Origin of the sequence: Pseudomonas sp. RC10-4-2, assembly GCF_050433085.1 — a bacterium.
GTDB lineage: Bacteria > Pseudomonadota > Gammaproteobacteria > Pseudomonadales > Pseudomonadaceae > Pseudomonas > Pseudomonas aeruginosa.
Window position 1 is genome coordinate 47,370 of record NZ_JBNPXX010000010.1, and the last position, 21,260, is coordinate 68,629.

The window sequence follows — 21,260 nt, forward strand, 5'->3', positions numbered from 1 at the left end:
GCATCTAACGAAACAGTCCGGCTGTCTAAAGCATTGCCGGCCAGGCCTCCCAGGCAAGTGAGATAAGGTCGCATTTGATAATCGTTGCCAGGAACTGGCAACCGACCTCAGATGCTTGCCCTAGGGAGCCCCCATGGATCTGCCCCCCGATTCCCGTACCGCCCTGCGCGACTGGCTGACCGAGCAGCTCGCCGACCTGCTCGGTGAACCGCTTGCCGACGTGCGCGCCCTGGCGGACGACGACGACCTGCTGGGCTGCGGCCTCGACTCGATCCGCCTGATGTACCTGCAGGAACGCCTGCGCGCGCGTGGCTCGACGCTGGACTTCGCCCAGTTGGCGCAGCGCCCCTGCCTGGGGGCCTGGCTCGACCTGCTGGCCTGCGCGGACCGGCTGTCCGCCCCGGCAACGGTCGCGCTGCCGACGGCGCAGGATCGCGACCAGCCGTTCGAGCTGTCTTCCGTGCAGCAGGCCTACTGGCTGGGACGTGGCGCCGGCGAGGTGCTGGGCAATGTCAGCTGCCATGCCTTCCTGGAATTCCGCACGCGGGATGTCGACCCGCAGCGCCTGGCCGCGGCGGCGGAGTGCGTGCGTCAACGCCACCCGATGTTGCGGGCGCGCTTCCTCGACGGTCGCCAGCAGATCCTTCCGACGCCGCCGCTGTCCTGCTTCGACCTGCAGGACTGGCGCACCTTACAGGTGGACGAGGCCGAGCGCGACTGGCAGGCGCTGCGCGACTGGCGCGCCCATGAATGCCTGGCGGTGGAGCGCGGCCAGGTGTTCCTGCTCGGGCTGGTGCGCATGCCGGGCGGCGAGGATCGCCTCTGGCTGAGTCTCGACCTGCTTGCCGCCGATGTCGAAAGCTTGCGCCTGCTGCTGGCCGAACTGGGCGTTGCCTACCTGGCGCCGGAGCGCCTGGCGGAGCCGCCGGCGCTGCATTTCGCCGACTACCTGGCACACCGTGCGGCGCAACGCGCCGAGGCCGCGGCGCGGGCCCGCGACTACTGGCTGGAACGCCTGCCGCGCTTGCCGGACGCGCCGGCCCTGCCGTTGGCCTGCGCGCCGGAAAGCATCCGCCAGCCGCGCACCCGGCGCCTGGCATTCCAGCTTTCCGCCGGCGAGAGCCGGCGCCTGGAGCGTCTTGCCGCGCAGCATGGCGTGACCTTGTCCAGCGTGTTCGGCTGCGCCTTCGCGCTGGTCCTGGCGCGCTGGAGCGAAAGCGCGGAATTTCTCCTCAACGTGCCGTTGTTCGATCGGCATGCCGACGACCCGCGTATCGGCGAGGTGATCGCCGACTTCACCACCCTGTTGCTGCTGGAGTGCCGGATGCAGGCCGGGGTGTCCTTCGCCGAGGCGGTGAAGAGCTTCCAGCGCAACCTCCACGGAGCCATCGACCACGCCGCATTCCCCGCCCTGGAGGTGCTCCGCGAGGCGCGCCGGCAGGGCCAGCCACGCTCGGCGCCGGTGGTGTTCGCCAGCAACCTGGGCGAGGAGGGCTTCGTCCCGGCGGCCTTCCGCGACGCTTTCGGCGATCTCCACGACATGCTCTCGCAGACCCCGCAGGTCTGGCTCGACCACCAGCTCTACCGGGTGGGCGACGGTATCCTGCTGGCCTGGGATAGCGTCGTCGGCCTGTTCCCCGAAGGTCTGCCGGAAACCATGTTCGAAGCCTACGTGGGGCTGCTCCAGCGTCTCTGCGACAGCGCCTGGGAGCAGCCCGCCGATCTGCCGTTGCCCTGGGCGCAGCAGGCGCGCCGGGCCCTGCTCAACGGCCAGCCGGCATGCGCCACGGCGCGCACCCTACATCGCGACTTCTTCCTTCGCGCCGCCGAGGCGCCGGATGCCGACGCGCTGCTCTATCGCGACCAACGTGTCACCCGCGGCGAACTGGCCGAGCGTGCGCTGCGCATCGCCGGCGGCCTGCGCGAAGCCGGGGTGCGCCCTGGCGACGCGGTCGAGGTCAGCCTGCCGCGCGGACCGCAGCAGGTCGCGGCGGTATTCGGCGTGCTCGCCGCAGGCGCCTGCTACGTGCCGCTGGACATCGACCAGCCGCCCGCACGGCGGCGCCTGATCGAAGAGGCCGCCGGGGTATGCCTGGCGATCACCGAGGAGGACGATCCGCAGGCCTTGCCGCCGCGCCTGGATGTCCAGCGCCTGCTGCGCGGCCCGGCGCTGGCCGCCCCCGTGCCGCTGGCGCCGCAGGCGAGTGCCTATGTGATCTACACCTCGGGCTCCACCGGGGTGCCCAAGGGCGTCGAGGTCAGCCACGCGGCGGCGATCAATACCATCGACGCGCTGCTCGACCTGCTGCGGGTGAACGCATCGGATCGCTTGCTGGCGGTCTCCGCGCTGGACTTCGATCTGTCGGTCTTCGACCTGTTCGGCGGCCTCGGCGCCGGTGCCAGCCTGGTCCTGCCGGCCCAGGAACAGGCGCGCGATGCCGCTGCCTGGGCGGAGGCTATCCAGCGGCATGCGGTGAGCCTGTGGAACTCGGCGCCGGCCTTGCTGGAGATGGCCCTCAGCCTGCCGGCGAGCCAGGCCGACTATCGCAGTCTGCGGGCGGTGCTGCTGTCCGGCGACTGGGTGGCCCTGGACCTGCCCGGCCGCCTGCGCCCACGTTGTGCCGAAGGCTGCCGCCTGCATGTGCTGGGTGGCGCTACCGAAGCGGGCATCTGGTCGAACCTGCAGAGCGTCGATACGGTGCCGCCGCACTGGCGTTCGATTCCCTACGGCCGGCCATTGCCGGGACAGGCCTACCGGGTGGTCGACACCCACGGGCGCGACGTGCCGGACCTGGTGGTCGGCGAGCTGTGGATCGGCGGCGCCAGCCTGGCCCGCGGCTATCGCAACGATCCCGAACTCAGCGCCCGGCGTTTCGTCCACGATGCCCAGGGCCGCTGGTATCGCACCGGCGATCGCGGTCGCTACTGGGGCGACGGTACCCTGGAATTCCTCGGTCGGGTCGACCAGCAGGTGAAAGTGCGCGGCCAGCGCATCGAGTTGGGCGAGGTGGAGGCCGCGCTGTGCGCCCAGGCTGGCGTGGAGAGCGCCTGCGCGGCGGTGCTCGGCGGTGGCGTGGCGAGCCTCGGCGCGGTGCTGGTACCGCGCCTGGCGCCACGGGCCGAAGGCTCCATGGATCTACCGGCCGCACAGCCCTTCGCCGGCCTGGCAGAGGCCGAGGCGGTACTCACCCGGGAAATCCTCGGCGCGCTGCTGGAGGCGCCGCTGGAGCTAGACGACGGTTTGCGCCGGCGCTGGCTGGACTGGCTAGCGGACTCCGCCGCCAGCGCGCTGCCGTCGCTCGACGAGGCGTTGCGCCGGCTCGGCTGGCAGGCCGCGGGGCTGACCGCGATGGGCAACGCTCTGCGCGGCCTGCTCGCCGGCGAACAGGCGCCGGCCGCGCTGCTCCTCGATCCCTGGCTGGCGCCGCAGGCGGTGGCCGCGCGCCTGCCGGACGGCCGCGAGGCCCTGGCGCGCCTGCTCGAAGCGCTGCCGACGCCGGCTGCCGGCGAACGCCTGCGGGTGGCGGTGCTGGATACCCGCGCCGGGCTCTGGCTCGACCAGGGCATGGCCTCGCTGTTGCGCCCGGGGCTGGAACTGACCCTCTTCGAACGCAGCCGCGTCCTCCTCGACGCCGCCGCCACCCGCTTGCCGGAACGGATCGTGGTGCAGGCGCTGGACGACGGCCTGCTACCTGCCGAGCACCTCGGTCGCTACGACCGGGTGATCAGCTTCGCCGCGCTGCACGCCTACGAGGCCAGCCGCGAAGGCCTGGCGCTGGCGGCGGCGCTGCTGCGCCCGCAGGGCCGCCTGTTGCTGGTGGACCTGCTATGCGAGTCGCCACTGGCGCTGCTCGGTGCGGCCTTGCTCGACGACCGGCCGCTGCGCCTGGCGGAGTTGCCGAGCCTGCTGGCCGATCTCGCCGCTGCGGGACTGGCGCCGCGTTGCCTGTGGCGCAGCGAACGGCTCGCCCTGGTCGAGGCGCTGGCGCCGGGACTAGGGCTCGACGCCGCCGCGCTCCAGGCCGGCCTGGAGCAACGCCTGCCCCAGGCGATGCGGCCCGAACGCCTGTGGTGCCTGCCAAGCCTGCCGTTGAACGGCAATGGCAAGGTCGATCGTCGCCGCCTGGCCGAGAGCATGACCCGCGCACTCGGCGAGTGTCGTCACGAGCCCTCGGCGGAGGAGCCGCTGGAAGCCCATGAGCAAGCGCTGGCCGAGTGCTGGGAAGCGGTTCTCAAACGCCCGGTGCGTCGTCGCGAGGCGAGCTTCTTCAGCCTCGGCGGCGACAGCCTGCTGGCGACCCGCCTGCTGGCCGGCATACGTGAGCGTTTCGGCGTACGCCTGGGCATGGCCGACTTCTATCGCCAGCCGACCCTGGCCGGTCTTGCCCGCCACTTGCAGGCGCAGACCGTCGAAATCGAGGAAACCCAACTGGAAGAGGGCGTGCTATGAGCCTCGGCGAACTGCTGGAAACCTGCCGCAGCCGGCGCATCGAACTCTGGAGCGAGGCGGGCCGCCTGCGCTATCGCGCCCCACAGGGCGCCCTCGACGCCGGCCTCGCCGAGCGCCTGCGGGCCGAGCGCGAGGCCCTGCTGGAACACCTGGAAGGCGGCCCTGGCTGGCGCGCCGAACCCGACCTGGCCCACCAGCGCTTCCCATTGACCCCGGTGCAGGCCGCCTACGTGCTGGGCCGCCAGGCGGCCTTCGACTACGGCGGTAACGCCTGCCAGCTGTACGCCGAGTACGACTGGCCGGTCGACACCGATCCGGCGCGCCTGGAGGCGGCCTGGAACGCCATGGTCGAGCGCCACCCGATGCTGCGCGCGGTGATCGAGGACAACGCCTGGCAGCGCGTGCTGCCCGAGGTGCCCTGGCAGCGGCTGACCGTGCATGCCTGCGCGGGGCTCGACGAGGCCGCTTTCCAGGCGCACCTGGAGCGGGTCCGCGAACGCCTCGACCACGCCTGCGCGGCACTCGACCAGTGGCCGGTCCTGCGCCCCGAGCTGAGTATCGGCCGGGATGCCTGCGTACTGCACTGCTCGGTGGATTTCACCCTGGTCGACTACGCCAGCCTGCAATTGCTGCTTGGCGAATGGCGCCGCCGCTATCTCGATCCGCAATGGACGGCGGAACCGCTGGAGGCGACCTTCCGCGACTATGTCGGCGTCGAGCAGCGCCGACGCCAGTCGCCAGCCTGGCAGCGCGACCGCGACTGGTGGCTGGCGCGTCTCGACGCGCTACCGGGGCGTCCCGACCTGCCGCTGCGGGTGCAGCCGGACACCCGGTCCACGCGCTTCCGGCACTTCCACGCGCGCCTCGACGAGGCCGCCTGGCAGGCGCTCGGCGCGCGCGCCGGCGAACACGGCCTGAGCGCTGCCGGCGTGGCCTTGGCGGCCTTCGCCGAGACCATCGGTCGCTGGAGCCAGGCACCGGCGTTCTGTCTCAACCTGACGGTACTCAACCGGCCGCCGCTGCATCCGCAGCTGGCGCAGGTGCTCGGTGACTTCACCGCGCTCAGCCTGCTGGCAGTGGACAGCCGCCACGGCGACAGTTTCGTCGAGCGTGCCCGACGCATCGGCGAGCAGATGTTCGACGACCTCGACCACCCGACCTTCAGCGGCGTCGACCTGCTGCGCGAACTGGCGCGCCGGCGTGGTCGCGGCGCCGATCTGATGCCGGTGGTGTTCACCAGTGGCATCGGCAGTGTGCAGCGCCTGCTCGGCGATGGCGAGGCGCCGCGCGCGCCACGCTACATGATCAGCCAGACCCCGCAGGTCTGGCTGGACTGCCAGGTCACCGACCAGTTCGGCGGCCTGGAGATCGGCTGGGACGTACGCCTCGGGTTGTTCCCCGAGGGCCAGGCGGAAGCCATGTTCGACGACTTCGTCGGGCTGCTCCGGCGCCTGGCGCAGAGCCCGCGCGCCTGGACCGACGGCGATGCCACGGAACCCGTCGAGGCGCCGCCGCAGGCGTTGCCCGGTAGTGCCCGGAGCATCGCCGCCGGTTTCGCCGAGCGTGCCCTGCTGACCCCCGACGCCACGGTGATCCACGATGCCGCCGGCAGCTACAGCTACCGCCAGGTCGCCCAGCACGCCAGCGCCCTGCGCCGCGTCCTGGAAGCGCACGGCGCGGGCCGTGGCCGGCGGGTCGCGGTGATGCTGCCGAAAAGCGCCGCGCAATTGGTCGCGGTGATCGGCATCCTCCAGGCCGGCGCCGCCTATGTGCCGGTAGACATCCGCCAGCCTCCGCTGCGGCGCCAGGCGATCCTCGCCAGCGCCGAAGTGGTCGCGCTGGTCTGCCTGGAAAGCGATGTCCCGGACGCCGGCTGCGCCTGCGTGGCCATCGACCGGCTGGCCGCCGACAGCGACTGGCCGCCACCGCCCGCGGCGGAGGTGGCGGCGGACGACCTCGCCTACGTGATCTACACCTCCGGCTCCACCGGCACGCCCAAGGGCGTGATGCTCAGCCATGCAGCGGTGAGCAACACGCTGCTCGACATCAACCAGCGCTACGGCGTCGACGCCAACGACCGCGTCCTCGGCCTCGCCGAGCTGAGCTTCGACCTCTCGGTCTACGACTTCTTCGGCGCCACCGCGATGGGGGCCCAGGTGGTCCTGCCGGACCCGGCGCGCGGCAGCGATCCTTCGCATTGGGCGGAACTGCTGGAACGCCACGCCATCACCCTGTGGAACTCGGTGCCGGCCCAGGGCCAGATGCTCATCGATTACCTGGAGAGCGAGCCGCAACGCCACCTGCCGGGACCGCGCTGCGTGCTCTGGTCCGGTGACTGGATTCCGGTCAGCCTGCCGACCCGCTGGTGGCGGCGCTGGCCGGACAGCGCGCTGTTCAGCCTGGGCGGCGCCACCGAGGCGGCGATCTGGTCGATCGAGCAGCCGATCCGCCCGCAGCACACCGAGCTGGCCAGCATCCCTTATGGCCGTGCCCTGCGTGGGCAGAGCGTGGAAGTCCTGGATGCCCGCGGGCGGCGCTGCCCGCCGGGCGTGCGCGGCGAGATCCATATCGGCGGGGTTGGCCTGGCGCTCGGCTACGCCGGCGATCCGCAGCGCACCGCCGAACGCTTCGTCCGTCACCCCGATGGCCGTCGCCTGTATCGCACCGGCGACCTCGGCCGCTACCTGGCCGACGGCAGCATCGAGTTCCTCGGCCGCGAGGACGACCAGGTGAAGATTCGCGGCCACCGCATCGAACTGGCCGAACTGGACGCCGCGCTGTGCGCTCATCCGCAGGTCAACCTGGCGGCCACCGTGGTGCTCGGCGAGACCCACGAGCGCAGCCTGGCCAGCTTCGTCACCCTGCATGCGCCGGTGGAGGCTGGCGAGGATCCGCGTACGGCGCTCGACGCGGTGCGCCAGCGGGCGGCCCAGGCCTTGCGCCGCGACTGGGGCAGCGAGGAGGGCATCGCCGCGGCGGTGGCCGCACTCGACCGTGCCTGCCTCGCCTCGTTGGCCGCCTGGCTGGCCGGCAGCGGTCTGTTCGCCAGTGCGACGCCGCTGGACTTCGCCACCCTGTGCCAGCGCCTGGGTATCGCCGAGGCGCGCCAGCGCCTGCTGCGCCACTGGTTGCGCCAACTGGAGGAGGGCGGCTACCTGCGCGCCGAGGGCGAGGGCTGGCTGGGCTGCGCCGAGCGTCCCGCGCAGAGTCCGGAGGACGCCTGGACGGCGTTCGCCGGCTGCGCGCCGGCGGCGCTCTGGCCGGCCGAGCTGGTCGCCTACCTGCGTGACAGCGCGCAATCCCTCGGCGAGCAACTGGCCGGGCGGATCAGCCCGGCGGCGCTGATGTTCCCGCAGGGCTCGGCGCGCATCGCCGAGGCCATGTACAGCCAGGGCCTGCATGCCCAGGCGCTGCACGAGGCGATGGCCGAGGCCATCGCCGCCATCGTCGAGCGCCAGCCGCAACGGCGCTGGCGCCTGCTGGAGCTTGGCGCCGGCACCGCCGCCGCCAGCCGCGCGGTGATCGCCCGGTTGGCGCCGCTGGTGCAGCGAGGGGCGGAGGTGGACTACCTGTTCACCGACGTTTCCAGCTACTTCCTCGCCGCCGCCCGCGAGCGCTTCGCCGACCAGCCGTGGGTACGCTTCGGCCGCTTCGACATGAACGGCGATCTTCTCGACCAGGGCGTGGCGCCGCACTCGGTGGATATCCTGCTCAGCTCCGGGGCCTTGAACAACGCGCTGGACACCCCGGCGCTGCTGGCCGGCCTGCGCGAGTTGCTGAGCGCCGACGCCTGGCTGGTGATCCAGGAACTGACGCGCGAGCACAACGAGATCAGCGTCAGCCAGAGCCTGATGATGGAAAACCCGTGCGACCTCCGCGACGAGCGCCGCCAACTGTTCGTCCACACCGGGCAATGGCTGGAGTGGCTGGCGGCACAGGGTGGCGACCTGGCTTGTGGGGTGGTGCCGCCGGGCAGCGCTCTCGACCTGCTTGGCTACGATGTCCTGCTGGCTCGCTGCAAGACCGACCGCGCCCGCCTGGAGCCGGCCGAGCTGCTGGCCTTCGTCGAAGCGCGGGTGCCGCGCTACATGCTCCCGGCGCAGTTGCGCGTGCTCGAACGCCTGCCGGTCACCGGCAACGGCAAGATCGACCGCAAGGCCCTGACCGGCTTTGCCCGCCGGCCCCAGGCGGACCTTCGGCATGGCGTCGCGCAGGCACCGGCCGACGAACTGGAGAATGCGCTGCTGGCACTCTGGAGGGAGGTGCTGGACAACCCGTCGCTGGGCGTCGAGCAAGACTTCTTCGGGGCTGGCGGCGACTCGCTGTTGATCGCCCAGTTGATCGCCCGTTTGCGCGAACGACTGGAAAGCGCCCGCCGGCATCCGTTCGATCGCCTGCTACGCTGGGCGCTCAGCCAGCCGACGCCGCGCGGCCTGGCCGAACGCCTGCGCAGCGCGCCGGACGAGGGCCGTGGGCCAGCCCTGGCCGCGGCGCGCGGCGTCGCCCCGGCGCCGGCCGGCATGTCGCGCGCACCGCTCGCCGAGGGCGCGGTGGCGCTCGACCCGCTGGTGCGCCTGGTGCCCGGCGAGGGCGTGCCGCGGGTGCTGGTCCACGAAGGCCTCGGCACGCTACTGCCGTACCGCCCGCTGCTTCGCGCCCTGGGTGAGGGGCGGCCGTTGCTGGGCCTGGCCGTGCATGACAGCGACGCCTACCTGGCGATCCCCGCCGAGTATCTCAACGCCTGCCTCGGCCGCCGCTACGCTGAGGCGCTCCATGGCGCCGGGCTGCGTGAGGTTGACCTGCTCGGCTACTGCTCCGGCGGGCTGGTCGCCCTGGAGACCGCCAAGTCCCTGGTCCAGCGCGGGGTGCGCGTGCGCCAGCTGGATATCGTCTCCAGCTACCGGATTCCCTACCGGGTGGACGACGAGCGCCTACTGTTGTTCAGCTTCGCCGCGACCCTCGGCCTGGATACCGCGGCGCTCGGCTTCCCCGCGCCGGAACGTCTCGGCCAGGCGGTGCAGGCGGCGCTCGCGCAGACACCGGAGCGCCTGGGCGCCGAGGCGCTGGCGGAGCTGCCGGGCCTGGCCGATCTCGTCGCCCTGCGCGGCCGCGTGCTACAGGCGGCCAGCGGTAGCGCCGACGCCGTCAGCGTCGAACGCGACACCCTCTACCGACTGTTCTGTCACTCGGTGCGTGCCAGCCAGGCCGCGGCGCCGGAGCCCTACGTCGGCGCGCTGCGGCTGTTCGTGCCGGACGCCGGCAACCCATTGGTGCCGCGCTACGCCGAGGCCCTGGAGACCCAATGGCGGGCCGCCGCGCTCGGCGCGTGCGGCATCCACGAGGTGCCCGGCGGGCACTTCGACTGCCTGGGCGAAGCCCTGGCGCAATCCTTGTCGAAACCCATGCCAGAGGAGGCGAGCCGATGAGCGACGTCCGTTCCGTGGTGGTCGCCGGTTCCCGGTTCGGCCAGTTCTATGCCGCCGGCGTCGCCGCCGATCCGCGCTTCGTCCTGCGCGGCATCCTTGGCCAGGGCAGCCGGCGTTCGCGGGCGTTGGCCGAGCGCCTCGGGGTGGAGACCTGGTGCGAGGTCGAGGCGTTGCCCGACGATGTCCGCATGGCCTGCGTCGCGGTCGGCGGCGCGGCACGCGGCGAGCAGGGCCCGGCGCTGGCCGAGGCGCTGATGGCGCGTGGCATCGACGTGCTGATCGAGCATCCGTTGCTGCCGCGCGAATGGCAGGACCTGCTGCGCAGCGCCGAGCGCCTGGGCCGGCGCTGCCTGCTCAACACCTTCTATCCGCAGTTGCCGGCGGTGGCGCGTTTCATCGAGCTGGGCCGCCAGTTGCATCGCCGGCGCGGCATCCGCCACCTGGACGCGGCCTGCGGGGTGCAGGTCGGTTTCGCCACCCTGGACATCCTCGCCGCGTTGCTGGAGGGCGTCGGCCCCTGGTCGCTGGAGTCGCCCTCGAACGACCTGTCGGCGATGCGCGGGCTGTCCCTGGTGTTGGCGGAAGTGCCGTTGAGCCTGCACGTGCTCAACGAAATGGCGGCCGCCGACGACGGGCGCATGACCTTGTTGCAGCGCGTCAGCCTGACCACCGATCGCGGCACGCTGAGCCTGCTCAGCCCCCATGGCCCGTTGTTGTGGACGCCTGCGGTGGCGGTACCGGCAGAGGATGACGACGGCCTGTTCGCGCTGTTCGACGAGATAGCCGGCGAACCGCTGCCCAGCGCCCAGCTCTGGTATGCCGAACCGTGCAGCTGGGCCCAGGTGCACCAGCGCCTGTGGCCGGCGGCGGCGGCCGAGGCGCTGGCGCTGCTCGCCGACGGCGACGAGGTGCGTCGGCGCAACCAACGCAGCCTGGAGGTCGCCGCCCTGTGGCAGCGGATCGGCGAGTGCCTTGGCTTCCCTGAGGCGCCGCCGGCGTCGCTGGCGCCGGCGAGCCTGGAACAGGTGCTGGAGCAAGCCTCGTGACCCCGGTGCTGTGGCGCCTGCTGCGCACCTATCGCTGGCGGCTGGCGGCGGCCATGGGGTTGCAGGCCCTGGCCGGGCTCTGCTCGCTGTTGCCCTGGATGCTTCTCGCCTGGCTCGCCGAGCCGCTGGCGCGCGGCCAGGCGCAGCCGGCCCTGCTGGCCCTGGTGCTGCTGGCGGTGCTGGCCTGGCTGGGCTGCCAGGCGCTGGCCGCGCACCTGGCCCACCGGGTCGACGCGGACCTCTGCAACGACCTGCGCCTGCGCCTGCTGGCGCACCTGCAACGGCTGCCGCTGGACTGGTTCGGTCGCCAGGGCCCGGACGGCGTGGCGCGCCTCGTGGAGCAGGACGTGCGGGCCCTGCACCAACTGATCGCGCACGCTCCCAACGATCTCAGCAACCTGTTGGTGGTGCCGCTCGTCGCGTTGCTCTGGCTGGCCTGGCTGCACCCCTGGCTGCTGCTGTTCTGCCTGCTGCCGCTGGTGCTGGCCGCCGCCGGCTTCCTGCTGCTGCGCTCGGCGCGCTACCGCGACCTGGTGCTGCGGCGCAATGCCGCGCTGGAAAGGCTCTCGGCGGACTATGGCGAATTCGCCCACAACCTGCTGCTGGCCCGACAGTACCCCGGCGCCGGCATACAACAGGGCGCCGAGGCGTCGGCGGCGGCCTTCGGCGAAGCGTTCGGCGCCTGGGTGAAGCGGGTCGGCCACCTCGCCGCGCTGGTCTACGTGCAGTTGTCGACGCCCTGGCTGCTGGCCTGGGTCCTGCTCGGCGCGCTGGCCCTGGATGCCCTCGGCGTGCCGCTGGCGCTCGGCCAGGCCTGCGCCTTCCTGCTCCTGTTGCGGGCCCTGGCCGCCCCGGTACAGGCGCTCGGCCACGGCGGCGACGCGCTGCTGGGCGCGCGCGCCGCCGCCGAGCGCCTGCAGCAGGTGTTCGACCAGGCGCCGCTGGCCGAGGGCCGCTCGACCCGCGAGCCGGTCGATGGCGCGGTGGCGCTGCACGGCCTGGGCCATGCCTATGAAGGCGTGGAGGTCCTGGCCGATATCGATCTGGAGCTGGAGGATGGCAGCCTGGTGGCCCTGGTCGGTCCCTCGGGCTCCGGCAAGAGCACCCTGCTGCACCTGCTGGCGCGCTACATGGACGCGCAGCGCGGCGAACTGGAGGTTGGCGGCCTGGCACTGAAGGACATGCCCGATGCCGTGCGCCATCGGCATATCGCGCTGGTCGGCCAGCAGGCGGCGGCGCTGGAGATATCCCTGGCCGACAACATTGCCCTGTTCCGCCCCGATGCCGATCTCCAGGAGATTCGCCAGGCGGCCCGTGACGCCTGCCTCGACGAGCGCATCATGGCCCTGCCGCGTGGCTACGACAGCGTGCCGGGACGCGACCTGCAACTGTCCGGCGGCGAACTGCAACGACTGGCCCTGGCCCGTGCGCTGCTATCGCCGGCGCGCCTGTTGCTGCTCGACGAGCCAACCTCGGCGCTGGATCCGCAGACCGCCCGGCAGGTCCTGCGCAACCTGCGCGAGCGTGGCGGCGGCCGGACCCGGGTGATCGTCGCCCATCGTCTGGCCGAAGTCAGCGATGCCGACCTGATCCTGGTGCTGGTCGCTGGCCGTCTGGTCGAACGCGGCGAGCACGCGGCGCTGTTGGCGGCGGACGGCGCCTATGCGCGCTTGTGGCGTGAACAGAACGGCGCGGAGGTGGCGGCATGACCCTGTTCGAACGAATGCGTGCGCTGCCCGAAGACTGCCGTGCCGCGTTGCGCCGGGCGAGCGCCTGGGCGGTCCTGGCGGCGCTGCTGGACGCCGCTTGCGGCGTATTGCTGGTGCCGCTGGTCGAGGCCTGGTTCGCCGAAGGCGCGTTGCCCTGGCGCTGGGTCGCCGCGTTGCTCGGCTTGAGCCTGGCGCAGGCGCTGTTGCAGTACCTGGCCCTGCGTCGCGGTTTCGCCGCCGGCGGCTCGCTGGCGGCTGGACTGGTGCGCAGCCTGGTGGCGCGCTTGCCGCGCCTGGCGCCGCCGGCGCTGCGCCGGGTCGCGCCGGCCGAAGGCCTGCTGCGCGGTCCGGTGATGCAGGCGATGGGCATTCCGGCGCACCTGCTGGGGCCGCTGATCGCCGCATTGGTGACGCCGCTCGGGGTGATCCTCGGGCTGTTCCTGATCGACCCGTCCATCGCCCTCGGCCTGCTCGTTGCCGGTGCCGTCCTCGCTGCGCTGTTGCGCTGGAGCGGGCGGCGCAATCTGGCGGCGGAGGATGCCCGGCTGGCCGCCGAGCGCGACGCTGCACGGCAGTTGCAGGCGTTCGCCGAACGCCAGCCGCTGCTGCGCGCGGCGCAGCGCGAAAGCGTCGCCCGCCAGGGGCTGGAAGAGGCCTTGCGCAGTCTCCACCGCAGCACCCTGGATCTGTTGCGGCGCAGCCTGCCCAGCGGCCTCGGCTTCGCCCTGGCGGTGCAGGCGGCGTTCGCCTTCGCCCTGCTCGGCGGCGCCTGGGCGGTGGAGCGGCAATGGCTGGACGGCGCTCGGCTGGTGGCCGTGCTGGTGCTGCTGGTGCGCTTCATCGAGCCGCTGGCCCAGCTCACCCATCTCGACCAGGCGTTGCGCGGCGCCTGGCAGGCGCTGGATACCCTGCTGCGGGTTTTCGCCCTGGCTCCGCTGCGCAGCCCCGAGCCGGGCGAGCGGCCGCACGACGCCAGCCTGGCGGCCGAGGCCGTGGAATTGCGTCTGGAAGATGGCCGCGCCTTGCTCGAGGACATTTCCCTGAGGCTGGAGCCGGGTTCGCTGAACGTCCTCGTCGGACCCTCCGGGGCCGGCAAGAGCAGCCTGCTGGCGCTGCTCGGGCGGCTCTACGACGCCGACGCCGGGTGTGTCCTGCTGGGTGGCGTGGATATCCGCCGGTTGAGCGAAACGACCCTCGCCGCCAGTCGCAACCTGGTGTTCCAGGACAACGGCCTGTTCCGCGGCAGCGTTGCCTGGAACCTGCGCATGGCGCGAGCGGACGCCGATCTCGAAGCGCTGCGCGAGGCGGCGCGGGCGGTTGGCCTGCTGGAAGAGATCGAGGCCTGGCCGCAGGGCTGGGACAGCGACGTCGGTCCCGGCGGCGCGCTGCTGTCCGGCGGCCAGCGGCAACGCCTGTGCCTGGCTCGCGGGCTGCTCTCGACGGCGCCGTTGCTGCTGCTCGACGAGCCCACCGCCAGCCTCGACGCCGCCAGCGAGGCGCAGGTGCTGCGCAGCCTGCTCGGGTTGCGCGGCCGGCGCACCCTGCTGGTAGTGACCCACCGCCCGGCGCTGGCGCGTCAGGCCGACCAGGTACTGCTGCTGGAGGAGGGGCGCCTGCGCCTCAGCGGACGTCACGCCGATCTGCTCGTCCGGGACGACTGGTATGCCGGTTTCGTCGGGCTGGCGGGCGAGGAAAGTTCCGCGACGGTCGTGGATCGATAGAGAAAGACCGGCAATCGAAAAAGCCCCGGAGACGATTTCTTCATAATGATAAGCATTATCAAATCGTATATCCCCCGAGGCTGTTCGAACGATGAAAACGGAGACGAAGGTGATCAAGGGACGCCAGGGCATCGCCCGCAATCGGCACACCCCGTTGTGCCTGGGCCTGCTGCTGGCGCTGAGTCCGCTGGCCGCGGCCGTGGCCGACGCGCGCAAGGACGGCGAGACGGAACTGCCGGACATGGTGATCAGCGGAGAAAGCACGTCTGCCACCCAGCCGCCGGGGGTGACTACCCTGGGCAAGGTGCCGCTCAAGCCGCGCGAGCTGCCGCAGTCCGCCAGCGTCATCGACCATGAGCGCCTCGAACAGCAGAATCTGTTCAGCCTCGACGAAGCCATGCAGCAGGCCACCGGGGTCACCGTGCAGCCGTTCCAACTGCTGACCACCGCCTACTACGTGCGCGGCTTCAAGGTCGACTCCTTCGAGCTGGACGGGGTGCCGGCGCTGCTTGGCAATACTGCCAGTTCGCCGCAGGACATGGCGATCTACGAGCGGGTCGAGATCCTTCGCGGCTCCAACGGACTGCTGCATGGCACCGGCAACCCGGCGGCCACCGTCAACCTGGTGCGCAAGCGGCCGCAGCGCGAATTCGCCGCCAGCACTACCCTCAGCGCCGGGCGCTGGGACCGCTACCGCGCCGAGGTCGACGTCGGCGGCCCGCTGAGCGCCAGCGGCAACGTGCGCGGCCGAGCGGTGGCCGCCTACGAGGACCGCGACTACTTCTACGACGTGGCCGACCAGGGCACCCGCCTGCTCTACGGGGTGACCGAGTTCGACCTGAGCCCCGACACCCTGCTCACCGTCGGTGCGCAATACCAGCACATCGACTCGATCACCAACATGGCCGGGGTACCGATGGCCAAGGATGGGTCCAATCTCGGGCTGTCCCGCGACACCTACCTCGATGTCGACTGGGACCGCTTCAAGTGGGACACCTACCGCGCCTTCGGCTCCCTCGAACAGCAACTGGGCGGCGGCTGGAAAGGCAAGGTCAGCGCCGAATACCAGGAAGCCGATTCGCGCCTGCGTTACGCCGGCTCCTTCGGCGCCATCGACCCGCAGACCGGCGACGGTGGCCAGCTGACGGGCGCCGCCTACAAGTTCAAGAGCATCCAGCGCAGCCTCGACGCCAACCTCAATGGGCCGGTGCGACTGTTCGGCCTGACCCACGAACTGCTCGGTGGGGTCACCTACGCCCAGGGCGAGACCCGCCAGGACACCGCACGCTTCCTCAACCTGCCGAACACCCCGGTCAATGTCTACCGCTGGGACCCGCACGGCGTGCCGCGCCCGCAGATCGGCCAGTACACTTCGCCGGGCACCACCACCACCACCCAGAAAGGCCTCTATGCCCTGGGTCGGATCAAGCTCGCCGAGCCGCTGACCCTGGTGGTCGGCGGCCGCGAAAGCTGGTGGGACCAGGACACCCCGGCCACCCGCTTCAAGCCCGGTCGCCAGTTCACGCCCTACGGCGGGCTGATCTGGGACTTCGCCAGGGACTGGTCGTGGTATGTCAGCTACGCCGAGGTCTACCAGCCGCAGGCGGATCGCCAGACCTGGAACAGCGAGCCGTTGAGCCCGGTGGAAGGCAAGACCTACGAAACCGGGATCAAGGGCGAACTGGCCGACGGCCGCCTGAACCTGTCGCTGGCGGCGTTCCGCATCGACCTGGAGAACAATCCGCAGGAAGACCCGGACCATCCGGGGCCGCCCAACAATCCGTTCTACATCAGCGGCGGCAAGGTGCGCAGCCAGGGCTTCGAGCTGGAAGGCACCGGCTACCTGACGCCCTACTGGAGTCTCTCGGCCGGCTACACCTACACCAGCACCGAGTACCTCAAGGACAGCCAGAACGACTCGGGGACGCGCTACTCCACCTTCACCCCGAGGCACCTGCTGCGCCTGTGGAGCAACTACGACCTGCCCTGGCAGGATCGGCGCTGGAGCGTCGGCGGCGGACTCCAGGCGCAGAGCGACTACAGCGTCGACTACCGCGGCGTGAGCATGCGCCAGGGCGGCTACGCACTGGTCAACATGCGCCTGGGCTACAAGATCGACGAGCACTGGACGGCGGCGGTCAACGTCAACAACCTGTTCGACCGGACCTACTACCAGAGCCTGTCCAACCCCAACTGGAACAACCGCTACGGCGAACCGCGCAGCTTCAACGTCAGCCTGCGGGGCGCGTTCTGATGCCGCGCCAGTCGGGCTTCGGCTGGGCCTGGCGGGTTCCGCTGGCGCTCGCCGGCAGCCTGGCGGCGGCGACCGCCAGCGGCTATCTGTTGACTCGCGGGCTGCCCCTGGACGACCCGCTCGAGCGTCTCTACGCCGGGCTCTTCGGCGCGCTCGGGGTGGGCTTGTTGCTGCTTGTCGGCGGGTTGCTGGCGCGTGATCCGGGCAACTTCGCCTGGCGCCTGGGCGGTAGCCTGCTGGCACTGGGCCTGGCGTTGTGGCTGCTGGCGGGGCGCGGTTGAAGTGGCGGCGCGTCCTCTCCTGCTCTCGCTGCACGGTGGCGCCGGCGCGCTGTTCGGCGTGCTGCTGTTCGTGGTGCTGTTCAGTGGCGCCTGGAGTCTTGGCCACGACGACCTGCGCGAGTGGCTGCGGGCCCCGGCGCAGGCGGGAGGAGAAGCCCTTGCGCTGGAGCGCCTGCTCGAACGGGCGGGCGAGGAAGGCGTCGACATCGGCGATGCGACCCTGCTGCTGCCCGCTCCCGGCCATGCCGCCTTCAGCGTCTGCGATGCGCGCCTGGACTGCCGGCTGGACCTCGACCCGGCCAGCGGCCGGGTGCTGCCACCGACGCCGGCGCTGGACCTCCTGCTGAACCTGCACAAGAGCCTGTTCGTCGGCTTCCCCGGGCGGGTGCTGGTCAGCCTGTTCGGCGTATCGCTGTTGCTGCTGTGCCTGGCCGGCGTGCTGCTGCACAGCCGCCGCTGGCGCGACCTGCGGCGTTGGCGGCGGGATCGCGGGCTGCGCCTGGCGCTGTTCGACCTGCATGGCCTGATCGGCATCTGGGGACTGCCCTGGCTGCTGTTGTTCGGTTTCACCGGCGCGCTCAGCGGGCTGGGCGCGCTCGGGACCCTGCTGCTGGCGCCGGTGGCCTACCCGCAGGAACCGAACCGGGTGTTCGTCGAGTTGATGGGACCGCCGCCGCCCGCCGCCGAGGGGCGGCCATTGGCGTCCCGCATCGATCTCGACCGCCAGCTTGCCGGCGATGCCGTGCGGGCGCCCGGCTTCGTTGCCCAGCGTTTGAGCCTCAGCCATGCCGGGGATGTCGCCGGCAGCGTGGAGATCGCCGGTATCCAGCGTGGCCTGCCGAGTACCGCGAACTTCGAGCGGCACCGCTATCGGCTGGCCGACGGCGCCCTGCTCGACGAGCGCAGCTCGGCGCAGCGCGGGTTCTGGCTGCGCGCCTTCATCGCCGTGCAGCCGTTGCATTTCGCCCAGTACCAGTGGCTCGGGCCGGGCTGGTCCGCCGCGTTGCGCGGCCTGCACCTGGCGATGGGCCTCGGCGCCTGCCTGCTCTGCGCCAGCGGCCTGTACCTGTGGCTGCAACGACGCGCCTCGGCGCCGGACGCCCGCGTACGGCTCTTGCAGCGCCTGAGCCAGGGTTTCTGTGCCGGCCTGGTGGCGGCGGCCGCGTTGCTCCTGCTGGGGCTGCAACTCGCGCCCTCGGAGCTACTCGCCGGACCCTGGCCGGGGCGGCTGTTCCTTGTCCTGTGGGCCGCCGCTGGCCTGGCGGCGTTGCTGCTGCCGGGCGACTGGCCGCTGGCGCGCGGGTTGCTCGGCGTCGCCGGGCTGGCCTGCCTGGCGGCCGCCGTCGCGCACCTGGCGCCCTGGCTCATGCGCGGCCGGCTGCCGGCCCTGGGCCCCGACCTCACCCTGATCCTCTGCGGCGCGCTGCTCATCCGGCACGCCTGGATGCAGGCGCGCGCCGCCGCGCCACCCGCCCACCCCCGTGTCACCGGAGACCACCATGCTTGAGCTGTATCGCCACCGCCGCCTGGTCATCACCCTGGCGTTGCTCTACCTGTCCCAGGGCATTCCCATCGGCCTGGCCATGGACGCCCTGCCCACCCTCCTGCGCCAGGATGGCGCGCCATTGCAGGCGCTGGCCTTCCTGCCCCTGGTGGGGCTGCCCTGGGTGGTCAAGTTCCTCTGGGCGCCCTGGGTCGACAACCATTGGTCGCGCCGTCTCGGCCGGCGGCGTAGCTGGATCCTGCCGATGCAATGCATCGTCCTCGCCTGCCTGCTCGGCCTGGCGACGCTCGGCCTCGGCGTGGCCAGTGCCGGTTGGGCGGTCGGCCTGCTGGCGCTGGCTTCGCTGGCCAGCGCGACCCAAGACATCGCCACCGACGGCATGGCGGCGGAGCACTTCAGCGGCGAGCTGCTGGCCAAGGTCAACGCGGTACAGATCGCCGGGGTGATGATCGGCTTCTTCGGCGGCGGTGCCGGCAGCCTGATCCTCGCCGGGCATTTCGGCCAGCGCGCGGCGTTCCTGGTCATGGCCTGCGTGCCGCTGGCAAGCCTGTGCTGCGTGCTCGCCCTGGGGCGCGGCGACCCCCACGAACTCCCCCCGGCACCGGCCGCCAAGGCCAGCCTGCTGCGCTTCCTGCGTCGGCCGCTGGCGCCTTCGCTGCTGGCGCTGGCACTGCTGTCGGCGATGACCGCGGTATCCGGCTTCGGCCTGTCCAAGCTGTACCTCAGCGATGCCGGCTGGGCCTTGCAGGACATCGGCCGGCTGGGCATGAGCGGTGGCCTGGTCACGGTATTCTTCGGCTGCGGCGGCGGCGCCTGGCTGGTCAGGCGGATCGGCCTGTGGCGCGGTTTCGCCCTTGGCGTGGTGCTCGCCGGTTGTTCGGCGCTGCTCTGGTATCTGCAGGCCGGTCGCTGGTTGGCACTGAGCGAAGGATTGGCGTGGACCTGCGTGCTGATCGGCTCGCTGGCTACCGGCATCACCTCGGTGGCGATCCTCACCGCGGCGATGCGCTTCGCCGGCCAGGGCGGCCAGGCCGGCACCGATGTCACCGCGGTGCAGAGCACCCGAGACCTCGGTGAGATGCTGGCGTCTTCGTTCCTGGTCAGCCTCACCGCGCAGATCGGCTATGCCGGCGGCTTCCTCACCGGCAGCGCCCTGGCGGTGCTGGCCCTGTTGCTCGCCCTGCGCCTGCAGGCCGGCGAGGGGCGCGGGGAGTGGAAGGGGCGGGCGGAAGAGGCCTGAGGCGCTGCCGATAGGCGCGCAGCGCCCGGCACCCGCACGGATGCCTCCTCTCCCGCGGACGGGAGAGGCGGGAGAGGGCAGGCGCGGTGGCCTGCCCGGTGTTGCTAGCGTGGCCGTTCCACCTGGTTGCGGTAGCTGCCGGTGATCGCTTCCAGCGCCGCGCTCTTCTCGGTCTTCGGTCGCGAAGCGGCGGCCCATTCCTCTTTTTCCCGTTCTCGGTTGGCCAGGATGATCTTGTTGGCGGTCGGCCGCCGCGCTTCTTCGTATTCGCGCAGGGCTGCGGCCACGTCGGCGTTGCGCGCCAGCGCGGCGGCCAACTCGATACCGTCGAGGATTGCTTGCGAAGCGCCGTTGGCGCCCATCGGATACATCAGGTGGGCGGCGTCGCCGAGCAGGGTGATGCGTCCCCGGCCCCAGTGCGGCAGCGGATCGCGGTCTACCATCGGGTACTGCAGGATCAACTGGTTGCGGGTCAGCAGGTCGCGGATGTCGAACCAGCCCAGGTCCCAGTCGGCGAAGAACGGCAGCACGTCCTCCAGGCGCCCGTCGCGGTTCCAGTCGGCCTCGTTGTCGAGCTGGCCGACGGCGGCGCTCGGCACCATGCACACCCAGTTCACCAGCGACTTGCCTTCGGCCGCGTGACGCGCCGAGATCGGATAGGCGACCAGGCGCGACCAGTGCTCGTCGTTGGCGACGATCATGGTCTTGCCGTCGAGGAAGCGGTCGAACTCGGTGACGCCGCGCCACATGGTGATCCCACCGTGGGACAGCGGCCCCTGGTCGGGATGCAGGTGCGCGCGGACCGCCGAATGGATGCCGTCGGCGCCGACCAGCACATCGGCACCGAGCGCCTGGGGCTTGCCGTGTCCGTCGCGGACGCCGATCAGCACGCGGCCGTCGCGCTCCTCGATACGCTCCACGCCGAGACCGGTGCGTACCGCCTGTTGGCCGAGGCGCTCGCGCACCGCGGCGAGCAGGATCATCTGCAGCTCGCCGCGATGGATCGAGTACTGCGGATAGGCGTTGCCGGCTTCCACCCCGCGCGGCTCGGACCATACCGTGGCGCCGCTCTGGTCGATGTAGCGCAGCTCGTGGGTGGGGATGGCGGTGGCCGCCAGCGCCGGGCCGAGGCCCAGTTCGGCAAGGGCCTCGACCGCCGCCGGCTGGATATTGATGCCGACGCCAAGGGGGCGTATCTCGCTGCTGCTTTCCAGCAGCGTGACCTTGCCGATGCCGGCCTGGTGCAGGGCCAGGGCGCAACTGAGGCCGCCGATGCCGGCGCCGGCGATGAGGATATCGATGGGTTCGCTCATGGGTGCTTCCTTTTCTCGAGTGTTCGAATCGATGGGGGTTCGGCTGGGATGGATGACCGTTTACCGCGATGAAACGTCGGCGCAGCGGCGGATAACGCCGGTGGCGTTATTCGCCCTACGGCCCGACTCCGGGGCCGCGGGACGCATGACCGCGTGCGGTTGGGTGGGCTTCGAGGCCGCGTAGGGCGAATAACCGCTTGCGGTTATCCGCCATGAAACGTCGGCGCAGCGGTGTCGTCACGGTTGCAGGTAGCGGTGCTTCCAGCCTCCTTCGTCGCGGTCGTAGCGCAGGCGCTCGTGCAGCCGCTCGGTGCCG

The 21,260-nt window shown here is 71.6% G+C and carries 11 protein-coding genes; 9 read left to right on the forward strand and 2 right to left on the reverse strand.

Annotated features, from left to right (window positions below; all coding sequences use genetic code 11):
• Positions 1-133: 133 nt before the first annotated feature.
• The 9 genes from pchE (at position 134) to FHW81_RS30225 (ending at position 19,631) form a co-directional block, all read left to right on the forward strand.
• Complete coding sequence (gene pchE, locus FHW81_RS30185; protein WP_017148495.1) at positions 134-4,450, forward strand: pyochelin non-ribosomal peptide synthetase PchE; 4,317 nt, start codon at positions 134-136, stop codon at positions 4,448-4,450.
• Positions 4,447-9,876, forward strand: coding sequence for a pyochelin non-ribosomal peptide synthetase PchF (gene pchF, locus FHW81_RS30190; protein ID WP_034007761.1), 5,430 nt, complete (start codon positions 4,447-4,449; stop codon positions 9,874-9,876). Before pchE ends, pchF begins: the two co-directional genes overlap by 4 nt.
• A complete protein-coding gene (pchG, locus tag FHW81_RS30195; RefSeq protein WP_009877101.1) occupies positions 9,873-10,922 on the forward strand; it encodes a pyochelin biosynthesis thiazoline reductase PchG in 1,050 nt (349 codons plus the stop codon). The genes pchF and pchG overlap by 4 nt, the downstream gene beginning before the upstream one ends.
• Positions 10,919-12,631: an ABC transporter ATP-binding protein PchH gene (gene pchH / locus FHW81_RS30200; protein ID WP_003123949.1), complete on the forward strand. Its 1,713-nt coding sequence runs from the start codon at positions 10,919-10,921 to the stop codon at positions 12,629-12,631. Before pchG ends, pchH begins: the two co-directional genes overlap by 4 nt.
• Positions 12,628-14,352: an ABC transporter ATP-binding protein PchI gene (pchI, locus tag FHW81_RS30205; protein WP_023116521.1), complete on the forward strand. Its 1,725-nt coding sequence runs from the start codon at positions 12,628-12,630 to the stop codon at positions 14,350-14,352. The genes pchH and pchI overlap by 4 nt, the downstream gene beginning before the upstream one ends.
• 91 nt (positions 14,353-14,443) lie before the next feature.
• Positions 14,444-16,606 carry a Fe(3+)-pyochelin receptor FptA gene (gene fptA, locus FHW81_RS30210; protein WP_003118950.1) on the forward strand — a complete coding sequence of 721 codons (2,163 nt, stop codon included), beginning with the start codon at positions 14,444-14,446 and terminating at the stop codon, positions 16,604-16,606.
• A complete protein-coding gene (locus tag FHW81_RS30215; protein WP_003121870.1) occupies positions 16,606-16,887 on the forward strand; it encodes a hypothetical protein in 282 nt (93 codons plus the stop codon). Before fptA ends, FHW81_RS30215 begins: the two co-directional genes overlap by 1 nt.
• Position 16,888: 1 nt before the next feature.
• Positions 16,889-18,394 carry a PepSY-associated TM helix domain-containing protein gene (locus FHW81_RS30220; RefSeq protein WP_171893961.1) on the forward strand — a complete coding sequence of 502 codons (1,506 nt, stop codon included), beginning with the start codon at positions 16,889-16,891 and terminating at the stop codon, positions 18,392-18,394.
• Positions 18,387-19,631, forward strand: a complete 1,245-nt coding sequence (locus FHW81_RS30225) for a RhtX/FptX family siderophore transporter (protein WP_019682567.1) — start codon at positions 18,387-18,389, stop codon at positions 19,629-19,631. The genes FHW81_RS30220 and FHW81_RS30225 overlap by 8 nt, the downstream gene beginning before the upstream one ends.
• A 104-nt stretch (positions 19,632-19,735) precedes the next feature.
• Here the strand turns inward: FHW81_RS30225 and phzM are convergent, their stop codons facing one another.
• Both phzM and FHW81_RS30235 read right to left on the reverse strand, forming a co-directional pair.
• A complete protein-coding gene (gene phzM / locus FHW81_RS30230) occupies positions 19,736-20,944 on the reverse strand; it encodes a pyocyanin biosynthetic protein PhzM (protein WP_171893960.1) in 1,209 nt (402 codons plus the stop codon).
• A gap of 237 nt (positions 20,945-21,181) precedes the next feature.
• The coding region (locus FHW81_RS30235; RefSeq protein ID WP_010792364.1) for a pyridoxine 5'-phosphate oxidase C-terminal domain-containing protein at positions 21,182-21,260 on the reverse strand (79 nt) is incomplete at its 5' end.